At 65.8% G+C, this 18415-nt stretch carries 20 protein-coding genes; 9 read left to right on the top strand and 11 right to left on the bottom strand.

The window, feature by feature from the left end:
- Window positions 1-120: 120 nt before the first annotated feature.
- Window positions 121-2016, top strand: a complete 1896-nt coding sequence (locus tag ACXAJT_RS24745) for an acyl-CoA synthetase (protein ID WP_475240684.1) — start codon at window positions 121-123, stop codon at window positions 2014-2016.
- A 33-nt stretch (window positions 2017-2049) separates the two neighbouring features.
- Here the strand turns inward: ACXAJT_RS24745 and ACXAJT_RS24740 are convergent, their stop codons facing one another.
- The 4 genes from ACXAJT_RS24740 to pcaD all read right to left on the bottom strand — a co-directional run bounded on the left by ACXAJT_RS24740 (window position 2050) and on the right by pcaD (window position 4877).
- Complete coding sequence (locus tag ACXAJT_RS24740) at window positions 2050-2340, bottom strand: metalloregulator ArsR/SmtB family transcription factor (protein ID WP_475240800.1); 291 nt, start codon at window positions 2338-2340, stop codon at window positions 2050-2052.
- Window positions 2341-2535: 195 nt separating this feature from the next.
- A complete protein-coding gene (locus tag ACXAJT_RS24735; RefSeq protein ID WP_475240680.1) occupies window positions 2536-3354 on the bottom strand; it encodes a hypothetical protein in 819 nt (272 codons plus the stop codon).
- Between the two features lie 3 nt (window positions 3355-3357).
- Complete coding sequence (locus ACXAJT_RS24730; RefSeq protein ID WP_475240675.1) at window positions 3358-4077, bottom strand: alpha/beta fold hydrolase; 720 nt, start codon at window positions 4075-4077, stop codon at window positions 3358-3360.
- Window positions 4077-4877 carry a 3-oxoadipate enol-lactonase gene (gene pcaD, locus ACXAJT_RS24725; RefSeq protein WP_475240672.1) on the bottom strand — a complete coding sequence of 267 codons (801 nt, stop codon included), beginning with the start codon at window positions 4875-4877 and terminating at the stop codon, window positions 4077-4079. The genes ACXAJT_RS24730 and pcaD overlap by 1 nt, the downstream gene beginning before the upstream one ends.
- 212 nt (window positions 4878-5089) lie before the next feature.
- On the opposite strand from pcaD, the gene truB reads away from it, so the two are divergent.
- Complete coding sequence (gene truB / locus ACXAJT_RS24720; RefSeq protein ID WP_475240668.1) at window positions 5090-5995, top strand: tRNA pseudouridine(55) synthase TruB; 906 nt, start codon at window positions 5090-5092, stop codon at window positions 5993-5995.
- 3 nt (window positions 5996-5998) lie between these two features.
- Here truB and ACXAJT_RS24715 read toward each other — a convergent pair whose 3' ends face one another.
- Together ACXAJT_RS24715 and ACXAJT_RS24710 are read right to left on the bottom strand one after the other, a co-directional pair.
- Window positions 5999-6826 (bottom strand): alpha/beta fold hydrolase, encoded by an 828-nt coding sequence (locus ACXAJT_RS24715; RefSeq protein WP_475240664.1) that lies wholly within the window; start codon window positions 6824-6826, stop codon window positions 5999-6001.
- On the bottom strand, window positions 6826-7512 hold the full coding sequence (locus tag ACXAJT_RS24710; RefSeq protein ID WP_475240658.1) for a haloacid dehalogenase type II: 687 nt from the start codon (window positions 7510-7512) through the stop codon (window positions 6826-6828). Before ACXAJT_RS24710 ends, ACXAJT_RS24715 begins: the two co-directional genes overlap by 1 nt.
- 283 nt (window positions 7513-7795) lie before the next feature.
- Between ACXAJT_RS24710 and ACXAJT_RS24705 the strand changes: the two genes are divergently transcribed.
- Window positions 7796-8224, top strand: a complete 429-nt coding sequence (locus tag ACXAJT_RS24705) for an FKBP-type peptidyl-prolyl cis-trans isomerase (RefSeq protein WP_475240654.1) — start codon at window positions 7796-7798, stop codon at window positions 8222-8224.
- Window positions 8225-8323: 99 nt separating this feature from the next.
- On the opposite strand, the gene ACXAJT_RS24700 is transcribed toward ACXAJT_RS24705, so the two are convergent.
- Window positions 8324-9310 carry a quinone oxidoreductase family protein gene (locus ACXAJT_RS24700; RefSeq protein ID WP_475240652.1) on the bottom strand — a complete coding sequence of 329 codons (987 nt, stop codon included), beginning with the start codon at window positions 9308-9310 and terminating at the stop codon, window positions 8324-8326.
- Between the two features lie 228 nt (window positions 9311-9538).
- Here ACXAJT_RS24700 and ACXAJT_RS24695 point away from each other — a divergent pair, with 228 nt between their 5' ends.
- Window positions 9539-10405 (top strand): DUF2189 domain-containing protein, encoded by an 867-nt coding sequence (locus ACXAJT_RS24695; RefSeq protein ID WP_475240648.1) that lies wholly within the window; start codon window positions 9539-9541, stop codon window positions 10403-10405.
- A 49-nt stretch (window positions 10406-10454) separates the two neighbouring features.
- On the opposite strand, the gene ACXAJT_RS24690 is transcribed toward ACXAJT_RS24695, so the two are convergent.
- On the bottom strand, window positions 10455-11438 hold the full coding sequence (locus tag ACXAJT_RS24690; protein WP_475240642.1) for an NAD(P)H-quinone oxidoreductase: 984 nt from the start codon (window positions 11436-11438) through the stop codon (window positions 10455-10457).
- Window positions 11439-11481: 43 nt separating this feature from the next.
- Window positions 11482-12165, bottom strand: coding sequence for a COQ9 family protein (locus ACXAJT_RS24685; RefSeq protein ID WP_475240638.1), 684 nt, complete (start codon window positions 12163-12165; stop codon window positions 11482-11484).
- A gap of 116 nt (window positions 12166-12281) precedes the next feature.
- On the opposite strand from ACXAJT_RS24685, the gene rpsU reads away from it, so the two are divergent.
- Window positions 12282-12488, top strand: a complete 207-nt coding sequence (rpsU, locus tag ACXAJT_RS24680; protein WP_007818122.1) for a 30S ribosomal protein S21 — start codon at window positions 12282-12284, stop codon at window positions 12486-12488.
- 224 nt (window positions 12489-12712) lie between these two features.
- Here rpsU and ACXAJT_RS24675 read toward each other — a convergent pair whose 3' ends face one another.
- The gene (locus ACXAJT_RS24675; protein WP_475240634.1) at window positions 12713-14272 is read right to left on the bottom strand and encodes a D-alanyl-D-alanine carboxypeptidase family protein; all 1560 of its coding nucleotides are present in this window, start codon (window positions 14270-14272) and stop codon (window positions 12713-12715) included.
- A gap of 221 nt (window positions 14273-14493) precedes the next feature.
- On the bottom strand, window positions 14494-15192 hold the full coding sequence (locus tag ACXAJT_RS24670; RefSeq protein ID WP_475240631.1) for an HAD family hydrolase: 699 nt from the start codon (window positions 15190-15192) through the stop codon (window positions 14494-14496).
- Between the two features lie 141 nt (window positions 15193-15333).
- On the opposite strand from ACXAJT_RS24670, the gene clpS reads away from it, so the two are divergent.
- The 4 genes from clpS to hemF are packed head-to-tail and all read left to right on the top strand — an operon-like array spanning window position 15334 to window position 18413.
- The gene (gene clpS, locus ACXAJT_RS24665) at window positions 15334-15660 is read left to right on the top strand and encodes an ATP-dependent Clp protease adapter ClpS (RefSeq protein WP_475240628.1); all 327 of its coding nucleotides are present in this window, start codon (window positions 15334-15336) and stop codon (window positions 15658-15660) included.
- 24 nt (window positions 15661-15684) lie between these two features.
- Window positions 15685-16665, top strand: a complete 981-nt coding sequence (locus ACXAJT_RS24660; RefSeq protein WP_475240626.1) for a class I SAM-dependent methyltransferase — start codon at window positions 15685-15687, stop codon at window positions 16663-16665.
- Window positions 16666-16702: 37 nt separating this feature from the next.
- Entirely contained in the window at window positions 16703-17503 is an 801-nt protein-coding gene (locus ACXAJT_RS24655; protein WP_475240620.1) for an SDR family NAD(P)-dependent oxidoreductase, read from the top strand.
- 19 nt (window positions 17504-17522) lie between these two features.
- Complete coding sequence (gene hemF, locus ACXAJT_RS24650; protein ID WP_475240615.1) at window positions 17523-18413, top strand: oxygen-dependent coproporphyrinogen oxidase; 891 nt, start codon at window positions 17523-17525, stop codon at window positions 18411-18413.
- Window positions 18414-18415 lie beyond the last annotated feature (2 nt).

Genomic DNA, 18415 nt, shown 5'->3' with positions numbered 1-18415 from the left:
TGCCGCCAGCGAGAGCCATGATAGGGCGCAGCCGTTGCGGGAGGTCTGGAGGACTTCCACACGTGGAAATGGTGCTTCGGCGCAGCGCGCCGGCACGACGAGGGGAGGAGGAGTGCAGCGATGCAATTCGTGACGCCGGCAGATCGCGCTGCGATCGAGGCTGAGAAACCATGGTCCGAGAGGGCGTTGCCGGAAACGCTGCACGCCTGTCTCGCGCAGACCGCTGCCCGCTACCCCGATCACCCTGCGATGAGCTTTCAACTGCAATCGGGGGTGACCGATCCGGCCGAGACGCTGACGTGGTCCGATCTTCTGGAGCGCAGCAATCAGGCGGCCAACCTGTTTCGCAGTCTTGGCATCCGCGAGACCGACGTCGTGGCCATGGTGCTGCCCAATTGCACCGAGGCTCTGGTGACGCTGCTGGGCGGCGCCACCGCCGGTATCGCCGCGCCGATCAACCCGCTGCTCGAGCCAGAGCAGATCGCCGCAATCCTGCGCGAGACCGGGGCGCGGGTGGTGGTGACGCTCAAATCCTTCCCCAAGACCGACATCGCGCAGAAGCTGGCCGAAGCCTGCCGTCACGCGCCGCGGGTGGTGACGGTGCTCGAAGTGGATCTCAACCGCTACCTGACCGCGCCGAAGCGCTGGTTGGTGCCGTTTTTGCGTCCGAAGCTGCGCAATATCCACCACGCCGACATTCGCTGTTTCCACGAGGAGTTGCGGCGCCAGCCGGTCGAGCTCAGCTTCACGCCCCTCGCGGGCGACAGGGTCTGCGCCTATTTCCATACCGGGGGCACTACGGGCATGCCCAAAGTGGCGCAGCACAAGCTTTCGGGGATGCTCTACAACGGCTGGCTCGGCTCGCGCCTGCTGTTCCGCGAGACGGACAACGTGATGTGCCCGCTGCCGCTGTTCCATGTCTTCGCTTCGGAAGTTGTGGTCATGTCGGCGATCGCCTCGGGTGCGCATATCGTGTTGCCTACGCCCGCAGGCTACCGCGGCGAGGGGGTGTTCGACAATTTCTGGAAGCTGTGCGCGCGCTGGAAGATCACCTTCATCATCACGGTGCCCACCGCCGTCTCGGCGCTGATGCAGCGCAAGGTCGACGCAGATATCTCGACGGTGAAATATGCGTTCTCGGGCTCTGCTCCGATGCCCGCCGAGCTTTTCAAGCGCTTCGAAAGCGCCGCCGGGGTTACCATCTGCGAAGGCTACGGATTGACTGAGGCGACCTGCCTCGTGTCGGTGAACCCGCCTGAAGGGGTGAAGAAGGTCGGCTCCGTGGGGTTTCCGCTGCCCTACACCAAGGTCAAGATCGTAGAGCAGACCGACGCGGGCCCGCGCGAATGCCCGGTGAACGAGATCGGCGAGATCTGCGTGTCCAATCCGGGGGTCATCGCGGGCGGCACCTACACTGATGCCGAGCGCAACGCCGGTCTTTACCACGAGGGCGTATACCTGCGCACGGGCGACCTTGGGCGGCTTGATGAGGAAGGCTATCTTTGGATCACCGGACGCGCCAAGGACATCATCATTCGCGGCGGACACAACATCGATCCCGCCGAGATCGAAGACGCGCTTATGCGGCACCCGGCGGTGGCGGTGGCCGCTGCGATCGGCGAGCCGAACGATCACGCCGGGGAATTGCCCTGTGCCTATGTGGAACTGGTCGCCGGTGCCGAGGTCTCCGACGAAGAGCTTCTGGCGCATGCCCGCGTGCATATCCACGAGCGGGCCGCGTGGCCGAAGTATCTAGAAATCTTGCCAGAATTGCCGAAGACGGGTGTCGGGAAGGTCTTCAAGCCCGACCTGCGCAAGCAGGCGATCACCCGCGTCTATGATGCAGCGCTCGAACGGGCTGGCTTGCCCGCGCGGGTGGCATCGGTGGTGGATGATCGCCGTCGGGGGCTGGTCGCGCAGCTTCAGCGCAACGGCGCGACCGAGGCGGACGTTACGAGATGTCTTGGAAGCTATACGCGGCCTTGGGAGTGGCAGGAGGAGCAGCCCGAGGCCTGATCGCGCAGCGAGAGGGCCACGGCGGCCTTTTGCTCAGCACTCGCTCTTGGCGCAGAAGATTTCGTAAAGCAGGCCAATCACCCGCGCAGTGTCTTCGGTGGCGAGGCTGTAGTAGATCGTCTTGCCCTCGCGGCGGGTGTTCACAAGGCCTTCTTCGCGCAGACGCGCGAGCATCTGGCTGACGGCGGCCTGCCGCATCTCCAGCAGGCTTTCCAGTTCGCCCACAGACCGCTCACCCGAGCCGAGATGGCACAGGATCATCAGCCGGCCTTCGTGGGCCAGCGTCTTGAGGAAAGACGCCGCGTTGCGCGCGTTTTCTGCCATTTCCTCGGGCGGGGGGCTGAGCGTTACTTCCGTCACCTGTATAGGCCTCTTCAAGATAGCAATCAGAATATAGGGCGACCGCCGCAGAAAACGAGAGCGCGGCGGGCCGGGGTACCTGGCTGGGCGGGAAAACCGTCTGGCGGGTGCCTATCTGTTAGCGCGAATTAACCTTTTCTCGCAAGCCTCATAGTCGCCTTACTCTCCTGCAGGTGGCATGGTGCTGGTGTTTTCGGCAGATGCGCGGGCGCGGTGTATTGCGGCAGCGCAGCTCAGCAGCAACTGCGGCAGCATCAGTTGCTCGAGATACCGCTGCTCCTGTGCTGGTCGTTCGTTCTCAATGTCTTTGTTCAGAGCCGCCGAAAGTGCGCCCGCATGCACAGCCAGTGCTGCGTTCAGTGGATTCTGGTCCCCCAAGAAGGCGACCACGCGCGCGCTCCAATCCGCAAGGCTGCGCAGAGCGAGGCGGTCGTGCCCCCAGCCATTCTCGCCAAGGTTGAGAGCGGCGGCGAGTGCTGGGCGCAGGGTGTCGGCGTCGTCTCCCGCGTAGCTGACAGACAGCAGCGCATCGCGCAGAGCGGGCAGGTCGGCCCTTAGGGCATCGGTGCCGGCAATATTCGCCAGCCCGGCTTCCAACTGCGTCAGGACCTGCCGCAGACGCAGCGCCAGAGCGCAGTCCTGCAGATCGTTGGCGCGCGCGCCCCGGCCCAGATATTGCGCATAGTCCGGTGCCTGCATCAGCGCCGCGAAGGCCTCGAGAAGCGGCGGCACCACGTTGCCAGCGGCGGCGGTATCCCGCGCCAGCCCGCCGGGATCGATCTGGAGTTCCAGCGCCGCGCGGTGGATGGCCTTCGCGGCGGTCTCGGGGATCAGGCCTGCCTCGCCCTGTACCTTCGCCAGCGTACCGGCGACGATCATCAGCGCCCTTACCTCAGCGCTGTCGGAGAAGAGTTTGGCCAAATCTCCGCTGGGAAAGAGGCGGTGCAGATGGGTGCTGTCGAAGGGCGTGGCAGACATGGGTCAGCTCCGGGCGATACGGTCGAGAAGGGCGGCGAGCCCCTCTGGGTCGGACATGAAGGGCGAATGCGCGCTGCTCATGTCGTAGACATCCTCTCTTGGCAAGACCGACGCCATGGAACGCTGATGATCGGGTGGCACGGCAAGGTCTTGCGCGCAGACGATGTAACTGCGCGGCACGCCCTCGGCGCGGCCTGTCAGCGCGACCGGTTGCTTTTGCGTCGCGGTGGGCTGCGGCGTCAGATGCCGCGCGGCGCGGGCCACCAGCGCGTCGGGACAGTCGTGGTAGAACGTTTCTCCGATCTGCGCGGGATCGAAGTGGAAAGTCACGCCGCCTTCGTCGCGGCGGATCGCCGGAGCAAGCGGTTGCTCGGGCCATGCGCGGCTGAGGCTGGTAACACTATCGCCGTCGCCGGGCAGGAAGGCGCAGAGATAAACCAGCCGGGCGAAAAGCTCGGGGTGCAGATCGGCCGCTTGCGTTGCCGGGACGCCGGACATGGAGTGGGCCACGACGATGCTGGGCTTGCCCGTGTCATGCAGGGCCGAGAGGATGGCCTCGACGTAGCTTTGCAGGCTCACCTCTTGGCGCGGGGTTGCGTCCTCACCATGGCCGGGAAGGTCGATGGCGCGCGCCTGATGGCCGCGTTCGGCCAGTGCCGGGATCACGTCGCGCCAGCACCATGCGCCATGCGACGCGCCGTGGATCAGCAGGAAATTCGCCATCAGCCTTGCCCTCCAATATGGCCTTGGGACCTCAGAAAATCGCCGAGAACCTTCGCGTAGTCAGCGGGTTTTTCGACAAACGGAAGATGCCCGGCCCTGCGGATTAGCGCGAACTGCGAGCCGGGGATCAGGTCGGTGGTTTCGCGCACGAGATCGGCTGGTGTGGAGCCGTCTTCCGACGCGGCGATGCCCAGCACCGGGAGGCGGAGACCGGAGGTGGGGGTGATGAAATCGGTGCCGGCGATGGCGGCGGCGCAGCCGGTGTAGCCTTTGGTGGGCGTGGCGCTGAGCATGTCGCGCCAGTGATGGAATTCGGGGGTGGTGCGGAAGCGGCGGGTGAACCAGCGTTCGAGTACGGCGTCTGCCACGGCGCCCACGCCGTTGCGCTCGACCTCGGCGATGCGCGCCTGCCATATCTGCCGGGTGCCGATCTTGGCGGCGGTGTTCGACAGGACCGCCGCGCGCACGAGGTCATGGCGTTTCGCGGCGATGCCCTGCGCGATCATTCCGCCCAGGGAAAGGCCAAGAAAAACAGCGTCTTTGAAGTTGGTTAGCTCCATCAGCCGCTCGGCGTCGCGAACCAATGACCCCATCGAATAAGGGGGTTCCGGGCAGTCCGAGAGGCCGTGGCCGCGCATGTCGTAGCGCAGGATCCGCAGCCCCTCGGGCAGATGCGGCAACAGTGGCTCCCAGAGCCGCAGATCGGTGCCGAGGGCGTTCGCCAGCACCAGCGGCGCGCCGCCTTCGGGGCCGTCGATGCGGTAGTTCAGGCGGATGTCGCTGAGGTCTGCGATCTGCATTCGAGTGCCCTTTCCGGTGGTCGCGGCGACCCTAGCGAAGGGCGCGCGGGGAGGAAAGAGAACGGGTTTGAGAGGGGGCACAGCGCATGCACATTGCATGCACAAACCATACATACGCGCGCGCCTTGGGAGCCTGCGCCAGATTGACAGCGATGGCTGCGCCCTGCTAGCAGGCGCGCCTCAGAAGCACGCAGCATCACTCAGGGGCAGACATGGCACGCAAGAAGGGTCGGGACATTTCCGGCTGGCTGATCGTCGACAAACCGGCCGGTATGACGTCCACCTCGGTGGTCAACAAGGTGCGCTGGGCGCTGGCGGCGAAGAAGGCCGGGCACGCAGGCACGCTCGATCCCGATGCGACCGGTGTGCTGGCCGTGGCGCTGGGTGAGGCGACGAAGACGGTGCCCTACATCACCGACGCGATGAAGGCCTACCGCTTTACCGTGCGGCTGGGGCAGGCGACCAACACCGATGACGCCGAGGGGGAGATCCTGCGCGAGAGCGCCGAGCGCCCCTCGGACGATCAGATCAAGGAAGCGCTGCACCAGTTCGTCGGCGACATCCAGCAGGTGCCGCCGCAGTTCTCGGCGGTGAAGGTGGACGGCCAGCGCGCCTACAAGCGTGCCCGCGACGGCGAGGAGATGGAGCTTTCGGCGCGTCCGCTTTGGGTGGAGTCGCTGATCATGCTGTCGCGCCCCGACGAAGACCACGTCGAACTGGAAATGGTCTGCGGCAAGGGCGGCTACGTGCGCTCGATCGCGCGCGATCTGGGAGAGGCGCTGGGGTGCTTCGGCCACGTGCTTTGGCTGCGCCGCGAATGGTCCGGCCCGTTCGAGGCCAAGGACGGCATTTCGGTCGAGGAGATCGACGCGCTGGCCAAGACGCCCGAACTGGACGCCAAGCTGCTGCCGACCGAGGTGGGGCTGGCCGATCTGCCCGAGTTGCGCTGCACGCCCGAGGGCGCGGCACGGCTGCGCAATGGGAACCCCGGCATGGTGATCCCCGGCGAGGCCGAGTACGGCGACGAGGCATGGGCCTCGTTTCAGGGCAAACCGGTGGCCGTGGGCATCTTCAAGGCTGGCGAGCTGCACCCCAGCCGGGTGTTCAACCTGAACTGAGCCTCAGCTCAGCATCTTCAGCCAGCGCGTCAGCGCGCTGAGCGACTCCGGCTCGTCCAGAAAAGGCACATGGCCGCGGCCGGGGATCTCGGCGGCGATCATGTCGGGGCGGCGGCGCTTCATTTCGGCGAAGGTTTCGGCGGTCAGCAGTGTCGAGCCATCGCCGCGCAGCGCGCAGAGCGGCAGCCCCTTGAGCGCCTCGAACAGCGGCCACAGATCGGCCACCGGCTGCGCCCCCGCTTCGAGCACCGCGTCGCGCAGGCGCGGATCGTATTGGATCTGCAGGCCCTCCGGGGTTTCGCGGTAGAACTTGCGCACTTCTTCCATCCAGCGCCCGGGCGGCACGTCCTTGAAGGCGGTCATGCCCTGCGCCATCTGCGCCGCCGCCTCGTCGTAGGTTTTCCAAGCCGGGTTGCGGCCGATGTAATCCTTGATGACCGCGAGGCCCTCGCCTCCGATCTCGGGCCCGATGTCGTTGAGCGCCACCCCCAGCAGCCGGTCCTTCGCGGTCGCGGCCAGCACCATGGCGATCAGCCCGCCGCGCGAGGTGCCGAGGATCGCTGCCTGCTTCAGCCCGAGGTGATCCAGAAGCTCTATGGCATCGCGCCCCTCGACGGGGATCGTGTAGGTGGCGTGATCGGTCCAGTCGGACTGGCCGCGGCCGCGGTAGTCCATGCGGATCATCCGCACCTTGGCCGGGTCGATATGCGGCGCGAGATAATCGAAGTCGCGACCGTCGCGGGTCAGCCCTGCAAGGCACAGCAGCGGCAGGCCGTGGCCCTCGTCGGTGTAGTGGACTTTCAGGCCGTCGGAGGTGGTGAATTCGGGCATCACAAAAGCTCCGGGAGTGAGGTGAGATCGGACAGGACGTGCTGCGGGCGTCCGGGAAGGCAATCCATCGGCTCCCCGGCGCGGTTCACCCAAACGGTGGTGAACCCGTAGGCGGCGGCGCCCGCGGCGTCCCAGCCATTGGAGGAGACGAAAAGTACCTGCGCCGGATCGGTGTCGAAGTGCTGGCCGACGAGGTCGTAGACCGGGCGGGCGGGTTTGAAGATGCCCACTTCTTCGACCGAGAGCACGGCGTCGAGGTCTTCGGCGACACCAGCGCTGGAGACGGCACCCTCCAGCATGTCGGGGCTGCCGTTCGAGAGGATGGCGCAGCGTTGGCCCTGTGCCTTCAGGTCGGCCAGAAGGCGCGGCACCTCGGGGTAGGCGGGCAGTTGCCAGTAGAGGCCGAGCAGGGTTTCGCGCAGGTCGGGATCGCTGAGGTCGTGGCGGGCCAGCGCCCAGTCGAGCCCGTCCTGCGTTACCTGCCAGAAACTGCAGTGATCGCCAGTGATGGCGCGCAGCCAGCTATACTCCAGTTGTTTGCGGCGCCAGTCGGCAGACAGCGCCGGCCAGATCGCGGCGAGACGATCCTGCCCCGGTGCCTCGGCGGCGCGCCGGGCGGCACCGGCCACGTCGAAGAGCGTGCCGTAGGCATCAAAGACGCAGGTGCTGATACTTGCCGGGGCCATGTGTCGCGCGCTCCTTTGGTAAATCCGGGGCAGGGTGGCATGCCGGGGGAGAGTCCGGAAACCCCGAAAATCGATGACGGCGCCTTGCTTTCCGGGAAACCGCGCGCGGCAGGGGGCGCGGCGCGCGCAGCCCTGAAAACTAGGGCGAGACGCCGTTTCGGACATCCTCTTTGCAATCCCGGGACAGGATGCTTAGGTTAGGGGGGAGAGCAAACGAGCACCCGCCGCGACAGGCGGCCTCGTCCCATCCATAGAACTTTCCCAAAAAGATCGGAGACACCCCATGACGCAGGTCAAGACCGGCGACACCGTGCGTATCCATTACACCGGCACCCTGAACGATGGCACCACCTTTGATTCCAGCGCTGGCCGTGACCCGCTGGAATTCGAAGTGGGCTCGGGCCAGATCATCCCCGGCCTCGACAAAGCGATGCCCGGCATGAGCGTCGGTGAGAAAAAGACCGTCGAGGTCACCTCGGAAGAAGCCTACGGCCCGATGCAGCCGGAAGCACGCCAGACCGTGCCGCGCACCGAGATCCCCGACGACATCCCGCTCGACCTCGGCACGCCGCTGCAGGTGCAGACGCCGACCGGCCAAGTGGTGCAGGTGACCGTGGCCGAAGTGACCGAGACCGAGGTCACGCTCGACGCCAACCACCCGCTCGCGGGCAAGGACCTGACCTTCGCCATCGAACTGGTCGAGATCGCCTGATCAAGGCTAAAGGCACGGGGCTGCGGCTCCGCCTGACATGAAAACGGCGCGGGGGGTCCCGCGCCGTTTTTGTTGTCGGAGGGGGTCCGGCTCGCGCCCTTATTCCAGCGTCAAGATCGTCTGGCCGGTGGTTTTGCGCGCTTCGAGGGCACGGTGCGCTTCGGCGACATCCTCGAGCGGGAAGCGCTGGTCGATGCGGATCTTTACATCGCCCGAGGCGACCTTGCCCATCAGCATCGCCGCCATCTCCTGACAGGCGGCGGGGTCGGCGATATGCGCGAACAGCGTGGGGCGCGTGACCTTCAGCGAGCCTTTCTGCGCCAGAACGCCGAGATTGAACGCCTCGACCGGGCCGGAGGCGTTGCCGAAGGAGATCATCATCCCGAGCGGCTTCAGGCAGTCCAGCGAGCCCATGAAGGTCGAGGCGCCGATCGAGTCCATCACCACGTCGACGCCCTTGCCGTCGGTCAGTTCGCGTGTGCGGGCGGTGAAATCCTCGGTGGTGTAGTTGATGCAGGCGTCGGCACCATGGTCCAGCGCCAGCTGGCATTTGGCGTCCGAGCCGGCGGTGCCGATCAGCCGGATGCCCTCGGATTTCGCCCATTGGCAGGCGATCAGGCCCACGCCCCCGGCAGCGGCGTGAAAGAGCACCGTGTCGCCCTTCTTCAGCGGCGTGGTGCGGTGGAAGAGATACTGCACGGTCAGCCCCTTCAGCATCATCGCTGCGCCTTCTTCAAAGGAGATCTCGTCGGGCAGCTTGCACACCTGTGCCGCCGACATCACCCGCGCCTCGGTATAGGCGCCGGGCGGTGTGGCGGCATAGGCGGCGCGGTCGCCGGGGGCGAGATGGGTGACACCCTCGCCCACCGCCTCAATCACGCCCGAGGCCTCCATGCCGAGCGCATGCGGCAGGTCCAGCGGGTAGAGGCCGGAACGCTGGTAGCAGTCGATGAAGTTGAGGCCGCAGGCCTTGTGGCGGATCAGAATTTCGCCGGGGCCGGGCTCGCCCACCGGCCAGTCGGCCAGTTTCAGGGCTTCGGGGCCGCCGTTTTCCTCGATGATGACGGTGCGGGCTGTTGCGGTCATCGGGGGGTCTCCTCCTTGATGCGTTTGGCGCAGACCCTGCGACGCGGACGGGGCAGGTGCAAGGGGCGGCGCGCGGTGCTGCCCGGGCGTCGCAGGCTCGTGATGCGCGGTGCGGGTGTTTCGTGCTACTCTGGGCCTACACACGCGCGGCCGATCCGTCCGGCCCTCGGCGCGTGCCATGGCCGGACCCGTGATTGGCGCTCTGCGCGACGCCAAGGGAGGAGGCTCATGGCACATACACCTCATACGATCGGAAACCCGCTAAGCTGGGCGGCGCAGCAGTTGTCGGCGGCGGGCTCGCATTTGTCCGCCTCGACGCGGGAGTTGGGCACGGATCATGCGCATACGCCGCGCCGGGTGCGGACCATGGCGATGTCAGACATTTCGGACTCGCTGCGCGCCGGGTGGGAGGACTTCAAGGCCTGCCGCAGCGACGTGCTGTTCATCGTGCTGATCTATCCCGTGATGGGGCTGCTGCTGATCGGCATGGCGTTTCATCAGGCGCTGCTGCCGCTGATGTTTCCCATGGCGGCGGGCTTCGCGCTGATCGGGCCAATGGCCGCGGTGGGGCTCTACGAGATGAGCCGCAAGCGCGAAATGGGGCAGGAGGCGACGTGGCGCGATGCCTTCGCGGTGCTGCGCTCGCCTGCCTTCGGTGCGATGCTGGTGATGGGGCTTTACCTGATCGCGCTGTTTTGCGCGTGGATGCTGGTGGCGCATTTCATCCATCTGGCGACCATGGGGCCGGCCGGGCGGGACAGCCTCGGGGCCTTCCTGTCAGACGTGTTCAACACCGCAGGCGGTTGGTGGATGATCGTGCTGGGCTGCGGCGTGGGCTTTGTCTTTGCGCTGGTGGCGCTGGCGGTCTCGGTGGTCTCGTTCCAGCTGCTGCTGCACCGGCACGTCGGTGCGCCGGTGGCGGTGATGACCTCTGTGCATGTGCTGCAGAAGAACCCGAAAGTGGTGCTCAGCTGGGGGGCGGTGATCGCCGTTCTGCTGGTGCTGGGCTCGCTGCCACTGCTGCTGGGGCTGATGGTTGTGCTGCCGCTGCTGGGCCACGCCAGCTGGCACTTCTACCGCCGGGCGGTGGCGTGAGCGGGGGCCGGGCGAAGCACTGACACGCCCGGCTTATGTAGCACTTGGATCAGGCGACCTTGAGGACGATCTTGCCGATGTGGGTCGAGCCTTCCATGCGGGCATGGGCATCCGAGGCCTGCGCGAGCGGGAAATCGGAATCCATCACCGGCGCGACGCGGCCCGCCTCCAGCAGCGGCCAGACATGGGTGCGCAGTGCGTCCGCGATTCGCGCCTTGGCCAGATCGCTCTGCGGGCGGAGGGTGGAGCCGGTGATCGTCAGCCGCCGCATCATCACCTGCGCGAAGTTCAGATCGGCCTTGGGACCCTGCAAAAAGGCGATCTGCACCAGTCGCCCCTCGTCGGCCAGCGCCTTGACGTCGCGCTTGATGTACTCGCCGCCGACCATGTCGAGGATCAGATTGGCGCCGCCTTCGGCGCGCAGCACCTCGACGAAATCCTCTTCGCGGTAATTGATCGCCCGCTCGGCCCCGAGCTTTTCGCAGGCGGCGCATTTGTCGGCCGAGCCGGCGGTGGCGAAGACCCGCGCGCCAAAGGCGCTGGCAAGCTGGATCGCCGTGGTGCCGATGCCGGACGAGCCGCCGTGCACGAGGAACCGCTCGCCCGCCTGCAGAGCGCCGCGCTGGAAGACGTTGCTCCAGACGGTGAAGAAGGTCTCGGGCAGGCAGGCGGCCTCGCGCAGACCCATGCCAGCCGGCACGGGCAGGCAATGCGCGGCGGGCGTGGCGACATATTCGGCATAACCGCCGCCGGGCAGCAGGGCGCAGACCTCATCGCCCATGGCGGGCCAGCTGACGCCGGGGCCGGTGGCCACCACCTCGCCGGAACATTCGAGGCCGGGCAGGTCCGAGGCTCCGGGCGGCGGCGCGTAGTTGCCCGCGCGTTGCAGCGCGTCGGGGCGATTGACCCCGGCATAGGCCACGCGGATCACCACCTGCCCATGGGTAGGGGAGGGGACGGGGCGCTCTGTCAGGCGCAGCACCTCGGGGCCGCCGGGCTGCGAGATCTCCACGGCGCGCATTGTCTCGGTCATGTCTTGTCCTGTCTTGCTGTCGTCCGGTGGTGGCGAAGGGCGCTTAGCGCGGCGCGGTCCAGCCACCGGGCAGGCCGTGTCGGATGTTGCGGGGCGAGCGGACCTTGCCGAGCATCTTTTCGGAGTTGGCAAAGACCTTGCCGAGCACGGGCGTCGAGCGGACCTTCGCCTTGGTCTTTTCGAACCGCATCACGTCCTCGATCCGGCGGTCGAGGAATTCCCAGGTGGCGTGATTGTCGAGCGAATCATCGCCCAGCCAGTAAAGCACCGTCGACGAGTAGACCGCGCTGAGCGTGGCACGTTTCGTGTACCAGTTGAAATCGCGGTCGGTGTCGCCCAGTTCCGTCCAGATGCGATCTGAGGTGCCCCAGATCAGCTTGGCGCCATCGGCGGCATACATCGGCAGGGCAAAGAGCGTGGTGCCGCGGCGCACCGCCTCGCGGTCGTCCACGGCCTCGATCCGCGTGCGCACGGCAAGCGCCACGCGGTCGCGGAAACGCATCTCGGACTGGTCAATATCCTTGAGCCTCTGGGACATAGCCTCGTCGCCGCGCCGGTGGAAGGCGATCGCCATGTCCACCGCGCCGCGCGGGTAGAGCCCGCGGGCCACCACCGGGTCGACCCCGGCATCGCTTACCGCCGCGCGGAAGGTCGTCTCGGACCAGCCGTCGAAGGCGACATGATTCAGCGCCGCATCAAGCAGGCGCCCGGCAATATCTTCACTCATGGGGCCTCTCCTTTGACTCAATGGGTAGGAGTCTAGACAAGATTGGCAAGGCTTGCTATAGACCGGCTTCCTGCAATTTCCTTGCAACTCAAACTTAGAAAGGTGGTGAAAACCACATGCAGGTTAGTGTTCGCGACAACAACGTCGATCAGGCGCTCCGCGCCCTGAAGAAGAAGCTGCAGCGCGAAGGCGTTTTCCGCGAAATGAAGCTCCGGCAGCATTTCGAGAAACCGTCCGAGAAGAAAGCTCGCGAGAAAGCCGAAGCCATCCGCCGTGCCCGCAAGCTGGCGCGCAAGAAGGCTCAGCGCGAAGGTCTCCTCTAAGGTTCGCCTTTGAGATCTTGCTCGTGAGGTCAGCCAGCTGACCTTCCGACACGGAAGAAATTGACGACCCCCGGGGCTCTGCCTTTCGGGGGTTTGTCGTTTTTTAAGGCCATCGTTTTTGGGGGAGGGGACTTTGTCGCCGTGCTACGGGCAAAAAGAACCCCGCAAAAAGAAACCCCGGGTGAACGCCCGGGGTTTCTATTGTTCGTCCTCGGGTCGGCGGGTCAGCTCGGCCCGATCATGAAGCAGGTGACCTGCCGGGCCTGCAGCCGGCGGCAGGCGAGATCGGCGGTCTCGCGCGTCAGCCCCATGAAGTTGGCGTCAAACCCGCTGGAGCGATCGACCACCTTGCGCAGCGAGCCGTCGAGTGTGGAGGTTTCCATCAGCGCCGTCTTCAGCAGGATCTTCTCGGCGGCGTAGCGGCTGGGATAACGGCCGACGTTGATGCCCCAGTGACGCCCGCCCGAGGTCGAGACGCGGGTCACAACCTCTTGGGTGTCCGGCTCGGCGATGGCGGCGGTCTCAATGCTGACCGGCTCCGAGGCGCTGGCCAGAAGCATCTGCTGCGGGCGGCGCATCGGCTTGATCGAGGCGTCGGGCGCGACGCCGGTGTCACCCTCGGCCATGGCGATGGCTTCTTCCACGGCGGCGGCCTCGATGTCAGGCTCGTCAACTTTTGCCACGTCGATGGTTTCGGGGGCGACGGCCACCGGCGGTTCGACCTTGGCGACCTGAACCGATTCAAGAACGCTGTTGATGTCTGCCTCGACCCCGGCCACCAGCGGCGCGACGTCGGTGCCGCGCACACCCGGGCGCAGCTTCGGACGCAGGCTTTTGGGCACGGCAGCTGCGGCGACGCGGATCGACTTCCCGCGCAGGCCGGAATCGTTGGGGTTGGCATCGGCGACCATCGTCTGGTTGCCAACGCGGCCCATGTAGGCCGGCTTGGCCGGGCGGCGCAGCGCGACGTTGGTCTTGGCGCGCTTGAAGCCGAGGTTCAGCAACTCGGCGCTTTTGGCGTTGCGCGCGGCGGTGGAGGTGCCGCCGAAGACCACCGAGATGATCCGCTCGCGCCCGCGCTCTGCCGAGGCGACAAGGTTGAACCCTGCGGCGCGGGTGTAGCCGGTCTTGATGCCATCGGCGCCTTTGTAGGCGGCGAGGAAGCGGCGGTTGGTGTTGGCCACTTCGCGCATGCCGGCATTGGTGGTGTGGCGCGAGAAGAGGTTATAGTATTCGGGATAATCGTAGAGGATGTGCCGGCCCATGATCGCCATGTCGTGGGCGGTCGACAGGTGACCGTCGGAGGTGAGGCCGTGGGCGTTCTTGTAGCTGGTGCGGGTCATCCCCAGCGCCTTGGCCGTGCGGTTCATGCGGCGGATGAAGGCGGATTCCGACCCTTCGATGGCCTCGCCGATGGCGGTGGCGGCATCATTGGCGGATTTCACGGCGGCGGCGCGGATCAGGTAGCGAAGCTTGATCTTCTGCCCCGAGCGCAGCCCCAGCTTCGAGGGCGGCTCTGCCGCCGCGTTGCGCGAGATGGTGACCAGAGTGTCGAGGCTGATCTCGCCGTGCTCGACCGCCTCGAAGGCGATGTAGAGCGTCATCATCTTGGTCAGAGAGGCGGGGTGGAGCCGGGTTTCGGCGTTCTCTGAAAAGAGCACCTCGCCTGATCTCGCATCCATCACCAGCGCTGCGTAGGGAGCAGCCCAAGCGCCCAGCGGGGCCACCAAGGTGAGCCAGATGAGTGTGAAAATATACAGGCCTGCTCGGCCCGGTCGCTGCATGCGCCGTCCCGTCACTGTTCTCGCCTCTTCTGCCTCTCGCCCCGGTTTTCCGGTGGCCAACTGTTCTAGTTTGGAAAAACGCTAGCACGGGGTGCCTAAAAAATAAAGTCTGTAGTGCCTTGATTTTTCGCAATTTTCCTGAATGTGATTTCCCATATATTGCGCTCTGCCAAGGAGTTACCCGCTAGGGAGGCGATTATGGCGAAAATGTGCAATCGCAATTAACCAAGCGCCGCGACAAGTTCCGCAAGGGCACCGAGATGGGGAATCTCCCGAAAACGTGGGTGCTCAAGACGCTCGTCATGCTCAAGGCTCCACGCCAGATCCTGCGGCACGAAGACGCCCCAGCTGCCCGCGCGGATGGCTGGGTTCACGTCGGACTTCAGCGAGTTGCCGACCATCATCGCGCCCTCTGCACCGCCGGGGCAGGTGGCAAAGATGCGCGCGTAGGTCTGCGGCTGCTTGTCCGAGACGATCTCGACCCGGTCGAAATGCTCGCCCAGCCCGGATTGCGCCAGCTTGCGCTCCTGATGCAGCAGATCGCCTTTGGTGATCAGCACGAGGTGATGATCGGGCGCCAGGGCTTCGACCGCCTCGCGCGCATGTGGCAGTAGTTCGATGGGATGCGCCAGCATGTCGCGTCCGGCCTCGAGGATCTGGCCGATGACCGTGCCGGGAACCTGCCCGTCGGTGACCTCGACCGCGGTTTCGATCATCGACAGGACGAAGCCCTTCACGCCGAACCCGTAGTGCCCGAGGTTGCGCTTTTCGGCCTCCAGCAGCCGCGCGTCGAGATGGTCGCGCGCGGCGTGGTCGGCGAGCAGATCGGCGAATCGCTCCTGCGTGGAATTGAAGAAACGCTCGTTGTGCCAGAGCGTATCGTCGGCATCGAACGCGATTGTTTGCAGTTTCCTGTCCATAATGACGCCTCTTGGGGCCGCGGGCCTTTCCTCCGGGGCTGCTTGGAATTATATAGTCCCTTCAAAGCCGGAACCGCAAAGCACACGCAAAGCAAAAGCGTCCTTGAGATGATACAATCCGTCACGGCCCATAAAACCCGCATGACAGACCCGACCGACCCCCGCGATGGTGAGGGCGGCGCTGACGTCGTGCTTGAGACCAAGCCGAAAACCAAGCGCCCGCCGCTGTACAAGGTTCTGCTGCTGAACGACGACTACACGCCGATGGAATTCGTCGTGCATGTGCTCGAACGGTTCTTTGGCATGACTCACGCGCAGGCCTTCGAAGTGATGCTGACCGTCCACAAGAAGGGCGTCGCCGTCGTTGGCGTGTTCAGCCACGAGATCGCGGAAACCAAGGTGGGGCAGGTGATGGATTTCGCCCGGCGCCACCAGCATCCGCTGCAATGCACCATGGAAAAGGAGTGATCCGCCCCTCGCGGCGGCTCGACCATGTCTGATACCCGATTGAGTTTCGCGCTCGAGGGAGGTCTCGACCTGCCCTCCGATGGGCGCATCCTGCTGCTGGGCGCCCCCGGTGATTTCGATGCCTCGGCGCTGCCGCGTGAGCGTTGCACTGTGGTGCAGCGGTCCGCCCCCGATTTCGCCGCATGGGAGCGCCGTGGCTGGGATGTTGCCACCGCGCCCGAAGGCACCTTTGCCGCCGCCATCGTGTTCTTGCCGCGCGCCCGCGACCGGGCCGAGGGCTGGATCGCCGAGGCCTGCGCCGCCGTCAAGGACGGGCTGGTGATTGTCGACGGACAGAAGATCGACGGCATCGACACCGCGCTGAAGGCCGCGCGCAAGCGCACCGAGCTTGCCGGTCATGTGTCCAAGGCGCATGGCAAGACCTTCTGGTTCGCGGCCACGGACGCGTTTGCCGACTGGGCACGCGGCCCGGCGCAGCTGTCCGGCGGTCAATGGACCGCGCCGGGCGTGTTTTCCGCAGACGGCCCCGATCCGGCGAGCGAGGCGCTGCTGGCGGCGCTGCCGCAGAAGCTGGGCACCAATGTCGCCGATCTTGGCGCGGGGTGGGGCGGTCTGGCCAATGGCCTTCTGACCCGCGAGAAGATCGGCACGCTGCATCTGGTCGAGGCCGATCTGGTGGCGCTCGACTGCGCACGGCGCAATGTCACCGACCCGCGGGCGCAGTTCCACTGGGCCGACGCGCTGAGCTGGACGCCTCCGGCGCTGCTGGACGCCGTGGTGATGAACCCGCCGTTCCACACCAACCGCCGCAAGGCCGAACCCTCGCTTGGTCAGGCCTTCATCGATGCGGCGGCGCGTATGCTGAAACCTTCGGGGCAGCTTTGGCTGGTGGCTAACCGGCACCTGCCCTACGAGACCCGCCTTGCCGAACGCTTCCGCAATTCCGAGGAAATCGCCGGGGACACCCGGTTCAAGATCCTCCATGCCTCTCGCCCAGGGCGTTGATCGCGGTTAGCGTGGCGCAAACATTCAAGGGATTCCCATGAGTTTTTCCATCGAAGGCAAGACCGCCATCGTGACCGGCGCCGCCAATGGCGTGGGGCTGGCCATCGCCCGGCACTTTGCGGCGCGCGGCGCCAACGTCATGTTTGCGGACATGGATGAGAACCGGCTCGCCAAGGAATGCGGCAAGGTCGAAGAAGACAGCAACATGCGTTACTTCGCCGGCGACCTGCGCGAGAAGCTGACGCTTGCCAACCTGCTGTCGGCGACGCTGGATGCCTATGACCGGGTCGATATTCTGGTCAACGGCGCGCGGCAGATCCTGCCGACCAACGTGCACGACTGCGAGGATGCCTCGCTCGAGACGATGCTGGGCCAGAACCTGCTGCCAGCAATGCGGCTCAGCCAAATCGTGGCCAAGCGGATGATCAAACAGGCCGAGGGCCACGAAGACCGCTGCGCTGGCACGATCATCAATATCTCGTCGATCGCCGCCTGCCGGACCAACCCGCATCTGCTGGGGTATTCGGTGTCGGTCGCGGCGCTGGATCAGCTGACGCGGTCGATGGCGGTGTCGCTCGCCGATCAGCGCATTCGGGTGAACTCGGTGGCCTTCGGCTCGCTGATGTCCTCGAGCCTGAAGAACATCCTCAAAGAGCACCCCGGCTACCGCGAAGAGATCGAAAAGCACACGCCCGCGGGCCGCATCGCCGGGCCCGGCGAAGTGTGTGAGGCGGTGCAATTCCTCGCCTCCGAGGCGTCGGGCTTTATGACCGGACAGATCATGACCGTCGACGGTGGCCGCACGCTGGTCGACCCGGTCGGCGCGCCGATGCACTGAGCCGGGCAGGAGAGACCAGATGACCGACGTGTTCGACGCGCAGAAGACCCGCGCCTCGCATTGGTTTCGCGCCCTGCGCGACGAGATCGTGGAGGCGTTTGAGGCGCTGGAGGACAGCCATGCCGAAGGGCCGCTGTCCGACCATACGGCGGGCCGCTTCACGGTGACACCGACCACGCGCACCGCCGACGACGGCAGCGATGCGGGCGGCGGGCTGATGAGCGTGATGCGCGGCGGCCGGGTGTTCGAGAAGGTCGGGGTGAACGTCTCGACCGTCTACGGCACGCTGGGCGAGGCAGCGCAGAAATCCATGGCGGCGCGTGGTGTGCCGGGGATCGAGGACGATCCGCGCTTCTGGGCCTCTGGCATCAGCCTCGTGGCCCATATGCAGAACCCGCATGCCCCCGCGGTGCACATGAACACCCGCATGTTCTGGACGCCGGGGGCGTGGTGGTTCGGCGGCGGATCGGACCTCAACCCCTGCCTCGAGTACGACGAGGACACCGCGCATTTCCATGCCACGCAAAAAGAGTACCTCGATCCGCATGGCGAGACGCTCTATCCCGAGTTGAAGGCCTGGGCGGACGAATACTTCTACATCCCACACCGCAAGCGGGCGCGCGGCGTCGGCGGCATCTTCATGGATGATCGCAACACCGGCGACTGGGAGGCGGATTTCGCATTGGTGCAAGACATCGGCCGGGCGTTCCTGCCGGCCTACCTGCCACTGGTCGAAAAGCGCCGGGGCATGGCGTTCGGCGAGGCCGAGAAGGACGCGCAGCTTGTGCATCGCGGCCTCTATGCGGAATACAACCTCGTCTACGATCGGGGCACCAAATTCGGCCTCGCCACCGGGCACGACCCGGATGCGGTGCTGATGAGCCTGCCGCCGCTGGCGAAATGGGTGTGAGC

This window comes from Salipiger sp. ABF4_146 (assembly GCF_056161345.1).
Note: the sequence above shows the minus strand (reverse complement) of the source record. Positions and strands in the feature narration are given on the sequence as shown.